Here is an 18,273-nt window from a genome sequence, read left to right as displayed (position 1 = left end):
TCTTTCAGGACCTGGGCTGCGGCTTGAGCAGCACCTTGATCGAATCTAGGGAGTTGGCCAGTGTGAAGGCGCGCTCCCACTCGGTCAACGGAAAGTCGTGCGTCACGATGCCCTTGGACGTGACGAGCCCGCGCGCCAGCAGGTCGATGGCAATCGGGTAGCAGTAGGGCCCCAGGTGCGCGCCGCGCACGTCGAGCTCCTTGCGGTCGCCGATGATCGACCAGTCGGCGCTCGTCTCCGAGCCGAACACGCTGAACTCGACAAAACGGCCGAGCTTGCGGATCATGTCCAGCCCCTGCGTCACGCCGATGGGTGCGCCCGTGGTCTCGATGTAGACGTCGCAGCCGTAGCCGTCGGTCAGGCCCTTGACGACCGCATCGGCGTTCTCGGTCTTGGGGTTGATCGTCACGTCGGCGCCGAACTGCTTCGCGAGCGCGAGCCGTTCGGGCACGAGATCGATCACGATCAGCTTCTTCGGCGTCTTGAGCGCCGCCGCCTGCACCATCATCAGCCCGAGCGGGCCGGCGCCTGCGATCACCACCACGTCATCGAGCTGGATGTCGCCGCGGTTCACCGTGTGGATCGCGCACGAGAGCGGTTCGATGATGGCCGCGTCTTCCAGCGAAATGCCATCGGGAATCTTGTGCACGCGCGAGGTCGGCGGCAGGCGCATGTAGTCGGCCATGCCGCCGTCGGCCACGATGCGCTGGAAGCCGAAGATGTTGTGCACCTCGCACATCCAGTACTTGCCCGAAGTGCAGAAGCGGCACTTGTCGCAGGGCACGATCTGCTCGGCGATCACGCGGTCGCCTTTCTCCACGCCAAAGTGTTCGGCTGCGCCTTCGCCGAGTGCCTCCACGTAGCCGAAGAATTCATGGCCGGGAACCACGGGCGCCTTGACCCAAGAGGGCTGGCCGTCGCCGCCCCAGAACATCTTTGCGCCCGAATGGCATTTGCAATCAGAGGCGCAGATGCCGCAGGCCGCGATGGAGATCAGCAGCTCGTTCGGGCCGATGGCGGGCACCTCGACGGTTTCGAGCCGGTAGTCCTTCGGGCCGTGGCAGACGACGGCCTGCATGGCGGCGAGCCTTCCGATCGCGCCCGATGCGCCGGGCTGGAGTTTATGGTACGACATGGGTTCCTTGTGGTCAGGGTTGTGTTGGGTTTGGTTTTTCTCCCTCCCCTTCCGGGGGAGGGCAGGGGTGGGGGCAAGCAGCGTCACCAATGGACACGCCCTGCCAGCCCCCATCCCAGCCTTCCCCCAGAGGGGGAAGGAGCAAGACGAAGCCGTCAGCGCTTGGCTTCCCGGCTGATGAAGATGGCAAGCAAGACAATGCCGCCCTTGATGATCAATTGCAGGTACGGCGACACGCCGATCATGTTGAGCCCGTTGTTCAGCACGCCCAGCAGCAGCGCACCGACCAGCGTGCCCACGATGGCGCCGCGCCCGCCGGCAATGGACGTGCCGCCCATCACCACCGCTGCAATGGCGTCGAGCTCGAAGCCCACGCCCACGCCGGGCTGCCCGCTCGTGACGCGCGCCGCCTGCACGATGCCGGCCACGGCTGCGGTGAAACCGCTCAGCGCATACACCAGCAGCTTGTAGCGTGACACGCGCACGCCCGAGAGCCGCGTCGCCTCCTCATTGCCGCCGATGGCATACACATACCGGCCAAACGGCGCCATATTGAGCAGCACATACGCAACCAGGTAGGTGGCCAGCATGATGAGGATCGGCACCTTGATGCCCGCCAGCACGCCGCCGCCGAGAAAGGCGAACGACTCGGGCAATCCGTCGATCGGATAGCCGCCGGTGTAGATGAGTGCGATGCCGCGTGCAATGCCCATCGTGGCCAGCGTCACGATGATCGGCGGCATGCGCAGGTAGGCCACGCAATAGCCGTTGAAGAGACCGATCACCACGCCCACCGCCAGCCCGAGCGGCACCGCAAGCATCGGCGGCAGCCCGAACTGCACCATCATTCCCGAGGCCAGCGTGCCTGAGAGCGCCACCACCGCGCCCACCGAAAGATCGATGCCGCCGGTGAGGATGGCGGCGGTCATGCCCACGGCGATGATCGCGTTGATCGACGATTGCAGCGCGATGTTCTGCAGGTTGCCCCACGATAGAAAGTTGTCGGTCGCAACGATCATGAAGACCGAGATCGCAACCAGGCCGACCAGCGGCAGAAAAGCCGTGGAGCGGCGCAGCTGCGTGAACAATCCGCCGTCGGGCGTGGGCGGTGTGGGGTGGATGGCGGTTGCATTCATTGCGAGCCCCCTGTGGTTGCGTGGCGCATGATGTCGCCGGAGTTGATGGAGTCGCCCTCGAGCGTGGCCACGATGGCTCCGCCTGAGAACACGGCGACGCGGTCGCACATGCCCACGATCTCGGGCAGCTCGCTCGAAATCATGATGATGGCCTTGCCCTGCTGCGTGAGGTCGCGCATCAGGCTGTAGATCTCGGCCTTCGCGCCCACGTCGATGCCGCGCGTGGGCTCGTCGAAGATCAGCACTTCGCAATCGTGGTCGAGCCAGCGCGCAATCACCACCTTCTGCTGGTTGCCGCCCGAGAGCGTGGCCACGCGCGTCTCGACGCCCGGGGCCTTCACACCCACGCGCCTCGAGAGCTCATTGGCCGACTGCTTCTCCGACTTCTGGCTCACGAGCCCGGCGCTCTTGTGCTTGCCCAGGTTGTTCATCGAAATGTTGAAGCGGATCGTGAAGTCGGTAATCAGCCCTTCGACCTTTCGGCTCTCCGGCAACAGGCCGATGCCGTTCTCCAGCGCCTGCGTCGGGTCGTTGAGCCGCACGGGCTTGCCGTTGCGCAGCACCGTCTTGCGGTGCACGCGGTCGGCGCCCATCATTCCCAGCGCGAGTTCGGTGCGTCCCGAGCCCACGAGCCCCGCAAAGCCGAGGATCTCGCCCTCGTGCAGATCGAAGCTGTTCACCGGCCCGCCCTTGGCAAGCTGGATCTCCGGCACTTCGAGCACCTTGCGCCCGCGCGGCGCGGGCACCGGCTTGGGCGGAAAGTTGTGTTCGATCTTGCGGCCGACCATCATCTCGACCAGCGCATTCACATCGGTCGCGCCCACCTCCGCATGCCCGGCATTCGCGCCGTCGCGCAGCACGCTGATGCGGTCGCACACCTCGAAGATCTCATCCAGGTGGTGCGAGATGAAGATCATTGCCACGCCCTTGGCGCGCAGCTCCCGCATGATCTTGAACAGGTGCCCCGCCTCGTTGGGCGTGAGCGTGGCGGTCGGTTCGTCGAGCACCAGCAGCCGCGCCTTCAGCGACAGCGCCTTGCCGATTTCCACGAACTGCTGCTGCGCCACCGAGAGCCTGCAGATCGGCACGCCGAGGTCGATCTGCACGCCCAGCTCCTCGAAGATCGACTGTGCGGAGCGCTTCATGGCGGCCCTGTCGAGCAGCCCGAACCGGTTCTTCAGATAGCGGCCGAGAAAGATGTTCTCCACCGCGTTCAGGTACGGAATGAGGCTGAACTCCTGGAAGATGATGCCCACGCCCGCCGCAATCGCATCGCCGTAGCCCGCGAACTGCCGCTCGCGGCCGTCGATGAAGATGCGGCCCTCGTCGGCCTGGTAGATGCCGCCGAGGATCTTCATCAGCGTCGACTTGCCCGCGCCGTTCTCGCCGAGCAGCGCGTGCACCTCGCCCTTGCGGATCGAAAGGTCGATGCCCGAGAGCGCCTTCACGCCCGGAAAGCGCTTGGACACGCCTTCCAGCCGGAGCATCTCTTCTGCGGAGGAGGTCATGGCCAATGCGGGTTACCAGGTGAAGGTCTTCGCGCCTTCGGCGTCGATCAGCTTCACGTCCACCGGCACCGCGGCCGGCACGTTGGCGCCCCACTTCTTGGCCAGCGCAATGCCGATGGCCAGGCGGATCTGGTCGCGCGGGTATTGCGCGGTGGTGGCAATGAATTTCGAGTTGGGCTTCTGCATGGCCTTGATGGCTTCGGGTGCGCCGTCCACGCTCGCGAGCTTCACGTCCTTGCCGCTGGCCTCGATGGCGGCGAGCGCGCCCATCGAGCCGCCGTCGTTCACGCTGAAGATGCCCTTCAGGTCCATGTTGGCCTGCAGGATGTTCTCGGTCACGGTGAGCGCGGTGGCGCGCTCCTGCTTGCCGTTCTGCGTGCTCACCACCTTGATGCCGGGGTACTTGGCCAGCGCTTCGCGGCAGCCCTTCACGCGCTCCAGGATCGGCACGACCGGAATGCCGTCGAGAATGGCCACGTCGCCTTTCTCACCGATGTTCTTCGCCAGGTATTCGCAGGCCAGGCGGCCTGCATCGAGGTTCTTCGAGCCCACGAATGAGTCGACCGGCCCCTGCGCATTGGCATCCACCGCCACCACGATCACGCCTGCCTTCTTGGCCGAGCGCACCGCCGACTGCACGCCGGTGGAGTCGGTCGGGTTCAGCAGCAGGATGTCGATCTTCTTCTGGATCATGTCTTCCACGTCGCCGATCTGCTTGGACACGTCATGCCGCGCGTCGGTGGTGACCACGGTTGCGCCGATGCTGGCCGCGGCTTCCTCGAGCGCCTGCTTCATCGTCACGAAGTAGGGGTTGTTCAGCTCCTGGAAAGTCATGCCGATGCGCAGCGGCTGCTTGGGGGCTTGCGCCTGCGCGGCGGAGGCGCCGCAGACCAGCGCGGCAAGGACGGCGGTGGCTTTGAAAAAATTCTTCATGGTGCTGTGTCTCCTGGTTTGTGATGGCTGTCGAAAAACTCGGGCAAAGGCGCCCCCACGCGGCGCTCGGAGCGCCGCGCCGAGAGGGCACGGAAACAGGGGAAAAAAAGCCGGCTACGGCGGATTTGCCGCACGCGAGGCCGCGGCCTGCATGCGATGGAAACTGCGGAACTTCGTCGGCGGCATGCGCTTGTGCAGCAGGAACTGGCGGTTGAAGTTCGACACGTTGTTGAACCCCACGTCCATGCAGACGTCGAGCACCGGTTTTTCGCTGCTGGTGAGCAGCTCGCAGGCGCGGCTGATGCGCAGGCGGTTCACATAGCGCACGAACGACTGGCCCGTGTGCTTGCGGAACGAGCGGGAGAAAGCGCTCGGGCTCTGGCCCACCAGCTCGGCCAGCATCGGCTCGCGCAGGTCGTCGCCCAAGTTGGCCGCGATGTGCGCCAGCACGTTGTTGATGGCGTGCGACATGAACGCCTTGGGATCGGGCTTGAACGCCGGGCTCGCGAGCCGCTGGCGGTCGTTGCTGCCCTCCAGCAATTCGAGCAGCGACAGCAGTAGGATCACCCGGCGCAGTCCGCGTGCTTCGAGCAGCGCTTCCATGATCGGCTTGGCCGTGACCGCTGTTTCCGCCGAGAAGAGAAGGCCCGAGCCGGCCTCGGCCAGCAGCGGGCCGATGCGGGCGAACTCCGGAAAGGTGCCCGCCATGCGGTCCACCAGCCCGGCCGGAAACTGGATCACGATGCCGCGCCGCTCGACGCTCTGGCCCGCGGGCACGTCGCTGATCCAGTTGTGCGGCAGGTCGGGGCCCATCAGCACCAGGTTGCCCGGCTCGAAGTGCCCGACGTGGTCGCCCACGAAGTACACGCCGCGCGTTTCCACGATCAGCTGGATTTCGTACTCGGGATGAAAATGCCAGCGCACCGTGCGATACGGATAGCCGTGGGCCCAGGCGGTGAACGATTCGTCTCCGCGGACTTCGACGATTTCCAGATCGGGTTGCATGGCGTTTTCTCGTCTCCTTGTTGTGGCTTGCAGCGTATGGCAGTGGGCGGACTGTACGAATCGCCCCGGACGTCCACAACCAGAGATAGAAGCCGAGATTGATACTTTTTTGACTTTCAAGCGAGCCGCAACGAGAAGGCATTGCGGTGCAGCAAGCCCCTTTCTCCTCGGGGGAGAGCGCTTCTTGCGGTGCGATTGCTGCACTGCGGAAAACACGGGAGAGGCCGTGTCAAGAATTCATAGGTGTTTTCCCGCCCCACGAGCGCTGCCCGGCGCCACGGCACACTCGGGCGTCATGACCAACACCTCTTCTTCGCCCGCCGGGCCAACAGCCGCCGGCCCCTTGGCCGGCCTCAAGGTCGTCGAGCTCGGGCAGCTCATCGCCGGGCCTTTCGCGGCACGCACGCTGGCCGATTTCGGCGCCGAGGTCATCAAGATCGAGCCGCCCGGGGCGGGCGATCCGCTGCGCACGTGGCGGCTGCTGAAAGACGGCACCTCGGTCTGGTGGCAGGTGCAGTCGCGCAACAAGCGCTCGCTGGCGCTCGACTTGCGCCAGGCCGAGGCACAGGCCATCGTGCGACAGCTTGCGGCCGAGGCCGACGTGCTGATCGAGAACTTCCGTCCCGGCGCCATGGAAGGCTGGGGCCTGGGGCCGGACGAGCTCCTGGCCGCGAACCCCGCGCTCGTGATGCTGCGCATCAGCGGCTACGGCCAGACCGGCCCCTACCGCGACCGCCCGGGCTTCGGCGTCGTGGCCGAGGCCATGGGCGGGCTGCGCCATCTCACGGGCGAGCCCGGCCGCGTGCCGGTGCGCGTGGGCGTGTCCATCGGCGACACGCTGGCTTCATTGCACGGCGTGATCGGCGTGCTCATGGCCATGCAGCACCGCCATGCCACAGTGAGCACCGAATATCCGAAGGGCAGGGGGCAAGTGGTGGACGTGGCGCTCTACGAGGCCGTCTTCAACTGCATGGAAAGCCTGCTGCCCGAGTACAGCGCCTTCGGTGCGGTGCGCGAGGCGGCCGGCAGCGCGCTGCCCGGCATTGCGCCCACCAACGCCTACCGCTGCGCCGACGGCGGCTATGCCATCGTGGCGGGCAACGGCGACAGCATTTTTCGTCGGTTGATGGAATGCATCGGCCGGCCCGACCTTGCCGCCGATCCGGCGCTGGTCGGCAACACGGGCAGGGTGGCGCAGGTGGAAATGCTCGATGCCGCCATCGGCGACTGGACCGCCGCGCATACCGTGGACGAAGTGCTTGCCGCGCTCGATGCGGCGCACGTACCGGCCGGCCGCATCTACACCATCGCCGACATTGCGGCCGACCCGCACTACGCCGCGCGCGGCATGCTGCAGCAAGTGCGGATGGCGGACGGCAGCACGCTGGTCGTGCCGGGCTTCGTGCCCAAGCTGTCGCTCACGCCGGCCGGCCACCGGCACGACGCGCCTGCGCTAGGCGCGGACACCGATGCCGTGCTGAAGGAGATCGGCCTGAGCGCAGAGCAGATCGCCGCGCTCCACGAACGCGGGATCGTCGGATCTCCTTCGTGAAACATCGCGGAACCGGCTTTGCCGGGCCGCTGGTGTTGCCCCCGGTAGGGGGTTGGCGAAGCGACACGAAGTGCGCGAAGACTGGGGGAGAGCCTAGTTCCGCAGCGACTCGATCAGATCGATGTACTTCTGCTTGGCCTCATCGGCACTCAAGCCCTTTTGCGCGGTCCATGCGTCCCACTTGGCGCGGGCGACGATGTCGCTGAAGCTGGGCTTCTTGGCGGTGTTGTCGCCTTCGGTGGCCTGCTTGAACAGGCCATAGATCTTGAGCAGCGTCGGGTTGTCGGGGCGCTCGGCCAGCAGCTTGGAGTTGGCCTGGGCGGCTTCGAATTGGGCGTTGAGGTCGGACATGGGCGGTCTGTTGAAAAGCGAAGAGTACGCATCTTAAGTGGCGCGGTACCTGTGGGTACCAACCGTCCGCCGCGTCAGTCCGAGAGTCCCGCCCGCGCCAGTTCCACGTCCAGCCGTTCCTTCGCATCCACCGGCTCCAGCGCCGCGGCCTTTTCGTACAGCTGCGTGGCCTCGCCCATGCGCGCGTCGCCATGCAGCATGAGCAGCGCGCGGCCGTATTCCATCAGCGCGCTGGCTGAATGGGGGTTCAGCGCAAGGCCGCGCTCGAACAGCTCGACCGATGCTTCGGCCCGCACGCCGTAGGTCATGCGCCCGACCAGCGCGCCCACCTTGTCGATCACCTCGGCATGGAAGGCGGCCAATGCGATGTGCGCGTCGGCGTGGTCCGGCTGCAGCTCGATCACGCGTTCGAGCGCGCCCTTGAGCTTGCTGCCCAGGCCCTGCGCCAGCGCGCGCGCCACGCTGATGCCCTGGCTGTAGCGGCCGAGCGCGTAGGCCTGCCAGTAAAGCGCCTGGCAGTTGTCGGGCTCGGCGGTGGCCTGCGCGCCGGCGCGTTCGATGACCTGGCGGAACATCGAAAGCCGCACCGATTCGCGGGGCTCGAGATAGTTGGCGTAGATGGCGGTGGCCTGGTTGGCCAGCACCAGCCCCTCGGGTCCGTGCAGCAGGCCGAGCGCGGCGGCGCGCTCGAACTCCCCGCTGTGGTACAGCGCCCAGCCGTCGGCGAGCGGATGTTCCCTCTCCGGCGGCGGCAAGGGGTGCCCCGCATGAAGGCGCGGCCACTGCGCCAGCGCCGTGCTCGCGTCGTAGCGCGGCACGTCGGCGTAGGGCAGCGGCGTCCAGGGTTCCGCCGGTGCCGCCGCGGCCACGGGGCCGGCGGACATCAGCGAAAGCGGTTTGAAGTCTGGGTGGGGCATGGTCATCTAGGCCGCCAGATCGATGGGTGCAACCGACGGCGCGTCGCTTGCCGGATCTTCGCCGCTGTAGGCGTTGCTGAGTGTCAGCAAATGCCTCCGCTGGTCTCTCCCGAGGTAGGGCGCGAGCAGGTGGAGCGTGTGCTGGCCGCCGCGCATCAGCGCGCCCTGCGCATGCGCGGGTTCGAGCGCCTCGCGCGGATTGCGCACGTATTCGTAGCTCAGCCAGTAGGTCAGCACCACCACCATGCTCTGCGCCAGCGTGTCGACCTCGTGGGCGTCGATGTCGAGGTGGCCGGCCCGGCTCAGCCCCGCGATGAGCACGCGGATGGCGCGCGCCTTGTTCTTCAGCACCAGCTGGAACTGCGTCTCCAGGTGCCGGTTCTTGCTGAGCAGGTCGTTCAGGTCGCGGTAGAGAAAGCGGTAGCGCCAGATCAGCTCGAACAGGCTGTGCATGAAAAACCAGGCGTCTTCCACGTCGTGCACTCCCTCGCTGGCATGCAGGAGCTCGTTGAGCTCGGCCTCGTAGCTCTCGTAGAGCTTGTTGATCAGCTCTTCCTTGGCGGGGTAGTGGTAGTAGAGATTGCCGGGACTGATGTTGAGCTCGCCCGCCACCAGCGTGGTGGAGACGTTCGGCTCGCCGAAGCGGTTGAACAGCTCCAGTGCGGCTTCGAGAATGCGTTGCGCTGTGCGGCGTGGCGCCTTCTTGGCCATGTCAGTCCCCGTTTTGTCTCTTGTGGGGACACTCTAGCTTATGTACACCGCACCTTGAACTGAGCAGGGCAAAGTTTTGCGGCAGCGTGCGTTGTGCAGTGCCGCAAAAAGAAGGGGGGCTACCCCGCGATGGCCGGCTGGGCTTGCCTAGCCGGCCTTGGTGCTGCGCCGCACGGTCTTCTTGGGGGCGGCAGCGGGCGCCGCACTGCGGCCCGCGGTCTTGCGGCTTGCCCGCGCGGGGGCGGCGGCCGGTTTTTTCTCGCTGCGCTGCAGCTCGGCCTCGAGCGCCGCCACGCGGGCCTGCAGCGCGGCATAGTCCGCAGCCGAAGGCAGGCCCAGCTTTTCAAGGGCGCGCGCCACGCGCTCTTCGAAGATGTTTTCGAGCTTGCCCCACTGGCCCGCGGCCTTGGTGCCGAATTCGCTCGCAAAGCCGGCCATGCGCGTTTGTGCCTGCGCAAGCGTTTCCTCGGCGGCGGCCTGGGTCTTCTTCTGCATGCCGGCGCCGTCTTTCACCAGCGCCTCAAAAGCCTTGCTGCCTTCCTGCTGCATCTTGGCAAAGGCACCGAGCCCCGCCAGCCAGATCTGCTGCGCGGAATCCTTGATGCGGTCGGCGCCCTTGTTGTTGCCGTTTTCGTCGTCCTGGGTAGCCATGCGAAATGTTCCTGTGAAAACAATCGGGCTACTCTAGCCGCAAGAGGCCTCTGCCTTTAGAGCTTCACGTCTATGAGCGCAGCCTTGGCGGGGCTACGCTTTTCCGGCTGCGCGGCTTGCGTCCAGGTGGGCCTTGGCCCGTTCGGCCAGCGCCATTTCGCCCGGGGTGCCCGGCACATACGCCTGCACCGGCAGCGGCCGGCCGTGCGAGTCGACCGAGACGAAGACGATCAGGCATTCGGTCGTCTTGTCCATCGTGCCGCCCTTCATGTCGCCGCTGCGAACCTCCACCGAGATGTTCATGCTGGTGGTGCCGGTGTAGGCCAGGCGGGCCTCCACCTCGACCAGGTCGCCGATCATGATCGGGTGGTGAAAGCGGATGCTGCCGATGAAGGCCGTCACGCAGTAGCGCTTGGCCCAGCTGGTGGCGCAGGCGTAGCCGGCTTCGTCGATCCACTTCATGACGGTGCCGCCATGAACCTTGCCGCCGAAGTTGACGGTGCTGGGCTCGGCCAGAAATCGAAGTGTGATGGAGGACATGCGCCGCCTTTTCGTGGGCTGTGTTGTGGGAGCCCCGATTATGCGAGCGCCCGGCCCCGCAAATGCGCGCCGCCGGTCGGCGCGGCGCGCACGCTCAGCCCCCGCCGAACAGCTCTGCCAGCGTGCGCCGGAGCCATGCGTTGCCCGCGTCCGCATGGAACCGCTCGTGCCAGTGCTGCTTCACGGCATAGGCCGGTAACTCGAAGGGCGGCTCCAGCAGCTTCACCGGCTCCTGCGTGGCCAGCACCTTTCCAAGGATGCTGGGCACGATCACGATGAGTTCGGTGTGCGCCACGATGCGCGCCACGCTCAGGAAGCTCGAAAGGCTGGTCACCACGTTGCGCCTGAGGCCCAGTCGCGCAATGGTCTTGTCGACAATGGCGTGGCCGGTGCCCGACGAGGCCACCACCGCATGCGCCTCGGTCTCGAAGCGCCTGCGCGTGAGCCGCTCGCCGATGCGCGGATGGTTGCGCGCCGCCAGGCAGACGAAGTTCTGCATGAAGAGCGTCTGCTGGTAGAAGCCCGCGTCGAGCTGCGGCATGAAGCCCACGGCCAGGTCGACCGCGCCGTCTTCCAGCCGCCGGCCGCTGTCGGTCGAGATGATCTCGGTTTCGATGCGCACCCCCGGCGCCGCATGCCGCAGATGGTCGAGCAGGCCCGGCAGCAGCACCACCTCGCTGATGTCGGTCATGCAGATGCGAAAGCTGCGCGCCGCGGTGGCCGGGTCGAAGCTGGCGCGGCCGCCCTTGGCCCGGTTCAGCCGGTCGAGGATGCCCAGCACCAGCGGCTGGATCTGCCGCGCATAGGGCGTGGGCTCCATGCCGCGCGAGGTGCGCACGAACAGCTTGTCGCCGAAGTGCGTTCGCAACCGGGCCAGCGCCGTGCTGGCCGCCGATTGGGAAATGCCCAGCCGCTCGGCCGCGCTCGACACGTTCGCCGTCTTGTAGACCTCGTCGAAAACCAGCAGCCATTCGAGATCGAGCTGGGCCATGAAACATCTCCTTGGCGGCCAATGAAGCCACCACTATCGAAAAACAGGATCGCAGCTATCGGCTCGGCTGCCTTGCGCCAATAGTAGTGCCGGCGGAAGATAACCGCTCCCCCGGAGACAAAAGGCCGCGCCAAGGGCCGAACCGCCATGAATCCACCAGCCCAGAAACCAGCCGCCCCGGCCCACGCCAACGCCGCCGAGCGCCGCGACTACTACGAGCGCATCCGCCCGCTGAATCTCACGCCGCTGTGGGAGTCGCTGCACGCCCTGGTGCCGCGCGAGCCCACCACGCCGTGCGTGCCGGCGCTCTGGCGCTACGACGAAATCCGCCCGCTGCTGATGGAATCGGCCGACCTCATCACGGCCGAAGAAGCAGTGCGCCGCGTGCTCGTGCTCGAAAACCCGGCGCTGCCCGGCAACTCGTCCATCACCCAGTCGATCTACGCGGGCCTGCAGCTCATCATGCCGGGCGAGGTGGCGCCTTCGCACCGCCACGTGCAGTCGGCGCTGCGCTTCATCGTCGACGGCAAGGGCGCCTACACCACGGTGGGCGGCGAGCGCACCACCATGTACCCCGGCGACTTCATCATCACGCCTTCATGGGCCTGGCACGACCATGGCAACGAGGGCGTCGGCGGCACGGTGGAGCCGGTGGTGTGGCTCGACGGGCTGGACATTCCGATGCTGCGCTTCTTCGACGCCGGCTTTGCCGAGAACGACGACGCCAAGGTGCAGCACGTGGCCCGCCCCGAGGGCAACAGCCTCGCGCGCTTCGGCCACAACATGGTGCCGGTGCGCCACGACCACGTGTCGCCCACCTCGCCGATCTTCAACTACCCCTATGCCCGCAGCCGCGAGGCGCTGGCTCTGCTGCAGAAGCAGGAAGCGCCCGATGCCTGGCTGGGCCACAAGCTGCGCTACATCAACCCGTTGACCGGCGGTGCGCCGATGCCCACCATCGGCACCCACCTGCAACTGCTGCCCAAGGGCTTTGCAGGCAAGACGCACCGCGCCACCGACGGCGCCGTCTACAGCGTGGTCGAGGGCCGCGGCACGGCACACATCGCCGGCCAGCGCTTCGAATTCGGCCCGTGCGACACCTTCGTCGTGCCGTCGTGGGCGCCGCTGCGCCTTTCGGCAGCAGGCGAAGACGTGGTGCTCTTCAGCTTCTCGGACCGTCCGGTGCAGCAGGCCATGGGCGTGCTGCGCGAAGCCTTTCTCGAAGACGCCTGAAAGCCGGCCTCACTTCTCTTCCTTTTCTTCTTTCTTTTTCTCGACACGTGCCGCCCCGCGCGGCAGGAGCCCTCATGTCCTTCGTCTTCACGCCTCCTTCCATTGTCGGCCTGCCCATCGTGGGTTCGAGCGACCTGTTTCCGGTGCGCCGCGTCTACTGCGTGGGCCGCAACTACGCGGCGCATGCGCGCGAGATGGGCTTCGACCCCGACCGCGAACCGCCGTTCTTCTTCTGCAAGCCCAACGACGACGCCTCGGTGGTGCCAGTGGCCGAAGGCGAAACCGGCGCCATTCCGTATCCGCCGCTCACCAGCAACTACCACTACGAAGCCGAACTCGTCGTGGCCATCGGCAAGGGCGGCAAGAACATCCCGGTGGAACAGGCGGCCAGCCATATCCACAGCTATGCCGTCGGGCTGGACATGACCCGCCGCGACCTGCAGATGAAAATGCGCGAAGCCGGCCGGCCGTGGGAAATCGGCAAGGCCTTCGACTTTTCGGCGCCCATTGCGCCGCTGCGCACGCTGGCCGACGTGGGCGAGATCAATGCCGGCGCCATCACGCTCGAGGTCGACGGCCAAGTGCGGCAGAACAGCGACATCACGCACCTGATCTGGTCGGTGAACGAGGTGATCGCCAATCTCTCGACGCTCTTCGCGCTGCAGCCCGGCGACCTGATCTTCACGGGTACGCCCGAAGGTGTGGGCGCGGTCAAGCCCGGTCAGACGCTCAAGGTGAGCATCGACAAGCTCCCCTCGCTCACCGTGCGCATCGATTGACGGAACGCCGCGCAGAAGAGGTCTTGCAATGAGCACATCTCCCACGAAGAACCCACCCCGCATGCTGCTCGTCGGCGGCGGCATCGGCGGCATGGCGGCCGCGCTGGCGCTGGCGCGCCTCGGTGTTTCCATCGACCTGCTCGAGCAGAGCGCCACCATCGGCGAGATCGGCGCCGGCCTGCAGCTCGGGCCCAATGCCTTTGCGGCGCTCGATGCGCTGGGCGTGGGCGAGGCGGTGCGCCGCAACTCGGTGTTTACCGACCGGCTGGTGATGATGGATGCCGTCGATTGCGCAGAGGTCGCTTCGGTGCCCGTGGGCGAGGCCTTCCGCGCGCGCTTCAGGAATCCGTATGCGGTGAGCCACCGCGCCGACCTGCATGGCGCCATTCACGAGGCGGTGAAGCAGCATCCGCTCATTCGCTTTCACACCTCGGCGCAGGTCGAGTCGATCGACATCGGCGGTGGCAAGACGCAAGGCGCGGTCGCCGTCACGCGCGACGGCCGGCGCTTCACGGCCGACGCCATCGTGGGCTGCGACGGCGTGAAATCGGTGGTGCGCGCCCAGCTCGTCGGCGATGAACCGCGCGTTTCGGGCCATGTGGTGTACCGCGCGGTGGTGCCGGTGGCCGACATGCCGGCCGACCTGCGGTGGAACGCGCCTGTGGTCTGGGCAGGGCCCAACTGCCACCTGGTGCACTATCCGCTGCGGCATGGTGAGCAATACAACCTTGTCGTCACCTTCCACAGCCGCGAGCAGGAAGAGTGGGGGGTTTCCGACGGCAGCAAGGAAGAAGTGCTTTCGTACTTCGAGGGCGTGCATGCGCGCCCGCGCCAACTGCTCGACCGGCCGACCTCGTGGCGGCGCTGGAGCACCGCCGACCGCGACCCTGTGGAGCGCTGGAGCGAAGGCCCCGCCACATTGCTCGGCGACGCCGCCCACCCGATGATGCAGTACCTTGCGCAGGGCGCCTGCATGGCGATCGAAGACGCGGTGACGCTCGGCGCCGCGGTGCAGGCCTGCAATTTCGACATGCCCGCCGCCTTCAAACTCTACGAGGCCGCGCGCATTCCGCGCACCGCCCGCGTGGTGCTGTCGGTGCGCGAAATGGGGCGCCTGTATCACGCCAAGGGCGTGGAGCGGCTGGTGCGCAACAGCCTCTGGGTAGGCCGCACGCCCGAACGCTTCTACGATGCGGTCGAATGGCTCTACGCCTGGCGGCCCGAGCACTGCCTGGACGATGCGCCGGAACGGCTGCGACCGATGGCGATAGCGGGCGCCGACGCCGCGGCCGTGCTTTCGCCGCACTGACTGACACCGACGATCAACCGATTTTTTCCGCGTCATCACTATTCGAGGCCACAGGCCCAGGAGACAACCGACAATGAACTTTTCTTCACGCGCATTGCTGGCAGGCGTGCTTGCCGCGGCCACCGCCGTTCTCGGCACCGGCGCCCTGGCGCAGGCGAGCGACTATCCGAGCAAGCCAGTGACGCTGGTCACACCCTTTGCCGCCGGCAGCGGGCCCGACGCGGTGCTGCGCCTCGTCTCCGACAAGCTCTCTCGCCTGTGGAACCAGCGCGTGGTGGTCGATAACCGGCCGGGTGGCGGCGGCTTCATCGCCATCGACCAGGCGCGGCGCGCGGCGCCCGACGGCTACACGCTGCTGCAGCTCGACAGCGAGCACGTCGCCGCGCTGCCGCACCTGTACAAGTCGCGCAACTTCGTCACGCTGCAGCATTTCGACCCGGTGGCTTCGCTGTTTCGCACGCCGTTTTTCGTGGCGGTTTCGAGCGAATCGAAGCTGAAGAACATGGGCGACCTGATCGCCGAAGCCAAGGCCAACCCCGAGGCGATGGTGTATGGATCATGGGGCGTGGGCAGCCCGGGCCACCTGGGCGCGCAGCAGCTCGAGGCGCTCACGGGCATCCGCATGCGGCATGCGCCGTACCGCGAGGTGTCGCAGCTGTATTCGAACGTGGGCACCGGCGAAGTGCCGTGGGCCTTTGCGAGCATTCCGTCGAGCCAGGGCATCTACAAGGCCGGCAAGCTGCGCTACATCGCCGTGGCGGCACCGAAACGCATTCCCCAGATGCCCGATGTGCCCACCATGGCCGAGGCGGGCGGGCCGGCGTCGCTCGAGGTGAACTCTTTTGTCTCGCTGCTCGCGCCCAAGGGCGTGCCGGCGGCGGTCAAGGCCAAAATCAACGCCGACGTGGCCAAGGTGATTGCCGACCCCGAGATCCGCGCCCGCTTCGACACCTTCGCCTTCGAGTCGCTGGCTTGGTCGCCGGAAGAAATCGAGCGCAACGCCGAGGCCAAGTCCAAGGTGTATGGCGACCTGGTCCGCCGGGGCAACATCAGCCTTGAGTAGCTGTCATCATTACGTTTTTTCACATTCTCCTTTGTCACCTTCCATGCAAGCAACCAAGAGAGCCCTCCTGATCGCCTGCGGCCTGGCTGCCGCCACCGCGCTGCCGCTGGCGGCCCGTGCACAGACCAATGCCTGGCCGACCAAGCCGATTCGCCTGCTCGTGGGCTTTCCGGGCGGCTCCACGCCCGACATCGCCGCCCGCACCATCGCCGAGCCGCTGGCCAAGGCGCTCGGCCAGCCCGTGGTGGTAGACAACAAGCCCGGTGCCTCGGGCAACATCGCGGCCGACATCGTGGCCAAGGCCAATGACGACCACACACTGGGCATCGTCATCAACGGCAATCTCACCTCGTCGAAGATGCTGTATCCGCGGCTGCCCTACGACCCGGCCAAAGACTTCACCTACCTCTCGCTGATTGCCACGGCGCCGCTGGTGCTGGTGGCGCAGAACAGCCTGCCTTCGGGCACCGCCTTCTTCGATGCAGCCCGCAAGGGCGGCGACAAGTGGAACTACGGCTCGGTGGGCGTTGGCTCGGTCGGCCACCTGGGCATGGAACTGCTCAAGAGCCGCGTGCCCGGCTTCAACGCCGAGCACGTGCCTTACCAGGGCAACCCGCAGGTCGTGACCGCCATGCTGGGCGACCAGGTCCAGATGGCCCTCATTCCCCCGGGTGTGGCCATGCCCCAGGTGCGCGCCGGCAAGCTCAAGGCCATCGGCCTCACGGGCGGCCGCAGCACGCTGGTGCCCGAGCTGCCGCCGCTGGCCGACGCCGGTGTGCGCGACTTTTCGCTCGAAGTGTGGGTGGCGCTGCTCGGCCCCGCCAACCTTTCCAAGACCGCGCAGGCCCGCCTCAGCCGCGAGGTCGAAACCATCATGAAGCAGCCCGAAGTGCGCCAGAAGCTCTTCGAGCAGGGCTGGCAGGCAGTCGGCACCTCGCCGGACGGCATGCGCCTGCGTGTGAAGGAAGAAGCAGCGATCATGACCAAGATCATTTCGGCCCGCGGCATCAAGATCCAGTGATGACAGCAGCCAAGCAGAACACCCTCACTGAACCGGCGCGCGAACTGCCGGTCTTCGGCGAATACGACGTGGTGGTGGTTGGCGGCGGCCCCGCCGGCATTGCCGCCGCCGTGAGCGCGGCGCGGCGCGGCGCCAGCACGCTGCTGGTGGAGCGCTACGGCTTTCTCGGCGGCATGGGCACCGCGGGCGGCGTAACCAACTTCGCGGGCCTGTACGGCAAGCGCAACGGCGAAATGACGCTGCTGGTGCGCGGCGTGGTCGACGACCTGCTCGCGCGCATCGACGCGCTGGGCGGCCTCAACAAGCCGCAGGACGGCATGCAGGGCCGCATCCGCGTGCGTTCGTATGACACCTCGGCCTACAAGATCGCGGCCGACCAGTTGCTATTCGATGCCGGCGTGAACCTGCTGTTCCACGCATGGGCAGCCGCGGTGGTGCGCGACGGCGACCGCATCGCGGCGCTGGTGGTCGAAACCAAGTCGGGCCGGCAGGCCATTCGCGCCAACGCCTTCATCGACGCGAGCGGCGACGCCGATGTGGCCGCCTTTGCGGGCGTGCCCTTCGAAGTGGGCGACGGCCACGGCAGCGGCCTGTTCCCGACCACGATGTTCCGCGTCGGCCAGGTCGATGCCGAGCCGGCCCTTGCGGCCGTCGGCGAGTTCAAGGCCATCAACGACCTGATGGCCGCGGTGCAGCAGCAGAAGCCCGGCAAGTACAAGTTTCCGCGCGAAGGCGCGATCCTGCGGCCCAACATCGATCCGCGCGAATGGCGCGCCAACGTCACGCAGATCCGCAATGCCGCGGGCCGCGCGATGAATGGCGTGGATGCACGCGAACTCACCGAAGGCGAGCTCGAAGGGCGGCGCCAGATTGCCGAGTACTTCAAGTTCATGAAGGCCGAGGTGCCGGGTTTTGCAAAGTCGGCCATCGTCGAGATTGCGCCGCAGGTCGGCATCCGCGAAACGCGCCGCATCGAAGGCCTCTATGCGCTGACCGGCGAGGACATCCTCTCTTCGGCCGCGTTCGACGACAGCATCGGCATCAATGCATGGCCGATGGAAATGCATGCCGACGGCCGCATTGAATGGGCCTTTCCGCGCGACGAAAACCGCACCTACAACCAGCTGCCCTGGCGCATGCTCGTGCCGCGCACTGTCGATAACCTGCTGGTGGCCGGCCGCTGCGCCGCCATGACGCACGAGGGCCAGTCGGCCGCGCGTGCGAGCGGCGGTTGCTTTGTGATGGGGCAAGCCGCGGGAACGGCGGCGGCTTCGCTGGGCAGCGGTGTCCGGTTTGCGGACGTCGATGTGCCGGCATTGCAAGAGAAGCTGGCGGCCGACGGCGTCGATCTCGACCGCTGAGCCTGCGGGGCGCGGACTCGCGCTGACCGGCCCGCGACAGCCCGCGGGCCCGGGCTTTGCTATGGTTGCGGGTTGAT

Annotated in this window: 18 protein-coding genes; 7 read left to right on the top strand and 11 right to left on the bottom strand. The window is 66.8% G+C overall.

All coding sequences use genetic code 11. The annotated features are described in order from the left end of the window. Positions 1–4: 4 nt before the first annotated feature. The 5 genes from V9L20_RS10585 to V9L20_RS10565 form a co-directional block, all read right to left on the bottom strand. On the bottom strand, positions 5–1,135 hold the full coding sequence (locus tag V9L20_RS10585) for an alcohol dehydrogenase catalytic domain-containing protein (RefSeq protein WP_337296548.1): 1,131 nt from the start codon (positions 1,133–1,135) through the stop codon (positions 5–7). Between the two features lie 155 nt (positions 1,136–1,290). Continuing rightward, positions 1,291–2,271, bottom strand: a complete 981-nt coding sequence (locus V9L20_RS10580; RefSeq protein ID WP_337296547.1) for an ABC transporter permease — start codon at positions 2,269–2,271, stop codon at positions 1,291–1,293. Next, positions 2,268–3,779, bottom strand: coding sequence for a sugar ABC transporter ATP-binding protein (locus tag V9L20_RS10575; RefSeq protein WP_337296546.1), 1,512 nt, complete (start codon positions 3,777–3,779; stop codon positions 2,268–2,270). Before V9L20_RS10575 ends, V9L20_RS10580 begins: the two co-directional genes overlap by 4 nt. Before the next feature lie 12 nt (positions 3,780–3,791). Then, a complete protein-coding gene (locus V9L20_RS10570; protein ID WP_337296545.1) occupies positions 3,792–4,712 on the bottom strand; it encodes an ABC transporter substrate-binding protein in 921 nt (306 codons plus the stop codon). Positions 4,713–4,826: 114 nt separating this feature from the next. Then, on the bottom strand, positions 4,827–5,717 hold the full coding sequence (locus tag V9L20_RS10565; RefSeq protein WP_337296544.1) for an AraC family transcriptional regulator: 891 nt from the start codon (positions 5,715–5,717) through the stop codon (positions 4,827–4,829). A 295-nt stretch (positions 5,718–6,012) separates the two neighbouring features. Between V9L20_RS10565 and V9L20_RS10560 the strand changes: the two genes are divergently transcribed. After that, positions 6,013–7,269, top strand: coding sequence for a CaiB/BaiF CoA transferase family protein (locus tag V9L20_RS10560; protein WP_337296543.1), 1,257 nt, complete (start codon positions 6,013–6,015; stop codon positions 7,267–7,269). A 93-nt stretch (positions 7,270–7,362) separates the two neighbouring features. Here V9L20_RS10560 and V9L20_RS10555 read toward each other — a convergent pair whose 3' ends face one another. The 6 genes from V9L20_RS10555 to V9L20_RS10530 form a co-directional block, all read right to left on the bottom strand. Next, complete coding sequence (locus V9L20_RS10555; protein ID WP_258503563.1) at positions 7,363–7,620, bottom strand: acyl-CoA-binding protein; 258 nt, start codon at positions 7,618–7,620, stop codon at positions 7,363–7,365. A 74-nt stretch (positions 7,621–7,694) separates the two neighbouring features. Further along, positions 7,695–8,537 (bottom strand): hypothetical protein, encoded by an 843-nt coding sequence (locus tag V9L20_RS10550; protein ID WP_258503564.1) that lies wholly within the window; start codon positions 8,535–8,537, stop codon positions 7,695–7,697. A gap of 6 nt (positions 8,538–8,543) precedes the next feature. Continuing rightward, the gene (locus V9L20_RS10545; RefSeq protein WP_258503565.1) at positions 8,544–9,248 is read right to left on the bottom strand and encodes a TetR/AcrR family transcriptional regulator; all 705 of its coding nucleotides are present in this window, start codon (positions 9,246–9,248) and stop codon (positions 8,544–8,546) included. Positions 9,249–9,395: 147 nt separating this feature from the next. Next, positions 9,396–9,899, bottom strand: coding sequence for a phasin family protein (locus V9L20_RS10540; protein ID WP_157611632.1), 504 nt, complete (start codon positions 9,897–9,899; stop codon positions 9,396–9,398). 93 nt (positions 9,900–9,992) lie between these two features. Beyond that, positions 9,993–10,439 (bottom strand): acyl-CoA thioesterase, encoded by a 447-nt coding sequence (locus V9L20_RS10535; RefSeq protein WP_258503566.1) that lies wholly within the window; start codon positions 10,437–10,439, stop codon positions 9,993–9,995. 94 nt (positions 10,440–10,533) lie between these two features. Then, positions 10,534–11,430, bottom strand: a complete 897-nt coding sequence (locus tag V9L20_RS10530; RefSeq protein ID WP_337296542.1) for a LysR family transcriptional regulator — start codon at positions 11,428–11,430, stop codon at positions 10,534–10,536. Positions 11,431–11,577: 147 nt separating this feature from the next. On the opposite strand from V9L20_RS10530, the gene gtdA reads away from it, so the two are divergent. The 6 genes from gtdA to V9L20_RS10500 all read left to right on the top strand — a co-directional run bounded on the left by gtdA (position 11,578) and on the right by V9L20_RS10500 (position 18,196). Continuing rightward, positions 11,578–12,663: a gentisate 1,2-dioxygenase gene (gene gtdA, locus V9L20_RS10525; protein ID WP_258503569.1), complete on the top strand. Its 1,086-nt coding sequence runs from the start codon at positions 11,578–11,580 to the stop codon at positions 12,661–12,663. Between the two features lie 74 nt (positions 12,664–12,737). Continuing rightward, positions 12,738–13,442: a fumarylacetoacetate hydrolase family protein gene (locus V9L20_RS10520; protein ID WP_258503570.1), complete on the top strand. Its 705-nt coding sequence runs from the start codon at positions 12,738–12,740 to the stop codon at positions 13,440–13,442. Between the two features lie 28 nt (positions 13,443–13,470). Beyond that, positions 13,471–14,751: a 3-hydroxybenzoate 6-monooxygenase gene (locus tag V9L20_RS10515; RefSeq protein ID WP_337296541.1), complete on the top strand. Its 1,281-nt coding sequence runs from the start codon at positions 13,471–13,473 to the stop codon at positions 14,749–14,751. A gap of 73 nt (positions 14,752–14,824) precedes the next feature. Next, positions 14,825–15,814, top strand: coding sequence for a Bug family tripartite tricarboxylate transporter substrate binding protein (locus V9L20_RS10510; RefSeq protein WP_337296540.1), 990 nt, complete (start codon positions 14,825–14,827; stop codon positions 15,812–15,814). 43 nt (positions 15,815–15,857) lie between these two features. Beyond that, positions 15,858–16,835, top strand: a complete 978-nt coding sequence (locus tag V9L20_RS10505) for a Bug family tripartite tricarboxylate transporter substrate binding protein (RefSeq protein WP_337296539.1) — start codon at positions 15,858–15,860, stop codon at positions 16,833–16,835. Then, positions 16,835–18,196, top strand: coding sequence for an FAD-dependent oxidoreductase (locus V9L20_RS10500; RefSeq protein ID WP_337296538.1), 1,362 nt, complete (start codon positions 16,835–16,837; stop codon positions 18,194–18,196). The genes V9L20_RS10505 and V9L20_RS10500 overlap by 1 nt, the downstream gene beginning before the upstream one ends. Positions 18,197–18,273: the final 77 nt, after the last annotated feature.

Origin of the sequence: Variovorax sp. CCNWLW225, from assembly GCF_037204045.1 — a bacterium.
Lineage (GTDB): Bacteria > Pseudomonadota > Gammaproteobacteria > Burkholderiales > Burkholderiaceae_C > Variovorax.
Note: the sequence above shows the minus strand (reverse complement) of the source record. Positions and strands in the feature narration are given on the sequence as shown.

What these genes read in the sequence shown, in the direction of transcription:
- V9L20_RS10500 (WP_337296538.1), top strand. Translation starts at nt 16,835, where the DNA reads ATGACAGCAGCCAAGCAGAACACCCTCACTGAACCGGCGCGCGAACTG.
- V9L20_RS10575 (WP_337296546.1), bottom strand. Translation starts at nt 3,779, where the DNA reads ATGACCTCCTCCGCAGAAGAGATGCTCCGGCTGGAAGGCGTGTCCAAG.
- V9L20_RS10520 (WP_258503570.1), top strand. Translation starts at nt 12,738, where the DNA reads ATGTCCTTCGTCTTCACGCCTCCTTCCATTGTCGGCCTGCCCATCGTG.
- V9L20_RS10530 (WP_337296542.1), bottom strand. Translation starts at nt 11,430, where the DNA reads ATGGCCCAGCTCGATCTCGAATGGCTGCTGGTTTTCGACGAGGTCTAC.
- V9L20_RS10535 (WP_258503566.1), bottom strand. Translation starts at nt 10,439, where the DNA reads ATGTCCTCCATCACACTTCGATTTCTGGCCGAGCCCAGCACCGTCAAC.
- V9L20_RS10585 (WP_337296548.1), bottom strand. Translation starts at nt 1,135, where the DNA reads ATGTCGTACCATAAACTCCAGCCCGGCGCATCGGGCGCGATCGGAAGG.
- gtdA (WP_258503569.1), top strand. Translation starts at nt 11,578, where the DNA reads ATGAATCCACCAGCCCAGAAACCAGCCGCCCCGGCCCACGCCAACGCC.
- V9L20_RS10540 (WP_157611632.1), bottom strand. Translation starts at nt 9,899, where the DNA reads ATGGCTACCCAGGACGACGAAAACGGCAACAACAAGGGCGCCGACCGC.
- V9L20_RS10505 (WP_337296539.1), top strand. Translation starts at nt 15,858, where the DNA reads ATGCAAGCAACCAAGAGAGCCCTCCTGATCGCCTGCGGCCTGGCTGCC.
- V9L20_RS10545 (WP_258503565.1), bottom strand. Translation starts at nt 9,248, where the DNA reads ATGGCCAAGAAGGCGCCACGCCGCACAGCGCAACGCATTCTCGAAGCC.
- V9L20_RS10550 (WP_258503564.1), bottom strand. Translation starts at nt 8,537, where the DNA reads ATGCCCCACCCAGACTTCAAACCGCTTTCGCTGATGTCCGCCGGCCCC.
- V9L20_RS10580 (WP_337296547.1), bottom strand. Translation starts at nt 2,271, where the DNA reads ATGAATGCAACCGCCATCCACCCCACACCGCCCACGCCCGACGGCGGA.
- V9L20_RS10560 (WP_337296543.1), top strand. Translation starts at nt 6,013, where the DNA reads ATGACCAACACCTCTTCTTCGCCCGCCGGGCCAACAGCCGCCGGCCCC.
- V9L20_RS10515 (WP_337296541.1), top strand. Translation starts at nt 13,471, where the DNA reads ATGAGCACATCTCCCACGAAGAACCCACCCCGCATGCTGCTCGTCGGC.
- V9L20_RS10570 (WP_337296545.1), bottom strand. Translation starts at nt 4,712, where the DNA reads ATGAAGAATTTTTTCAAAGCCACCGCCGTCCTTGCCGCGCTGGTCTGC.
- V9L20_RS10555 (WP_258503563.1), bottom strand. Translation starts at nt 7,620, where the DNA reads ATGTCCGACCTCAACGCCCAATTCGAAGCCGCCCAGGCCAACTCCAAG.
- V9L20_RS10565 (WP_337296544.1), bottom strand. Translation starts at nt 5,717, where the DNA reads ATGCAACCCGATCTGGAAATCGTCGAAGTCCGCGGAGACGAATCGTTC.
- V9L20_RS10510 (WP_337296540.1), top strand. Translation starts at nt 14,825, where the DNA reads ATGAACTTTTCTTCACGCGCATTGCTGGCAGGCGTGCTTGCCGCGGCC.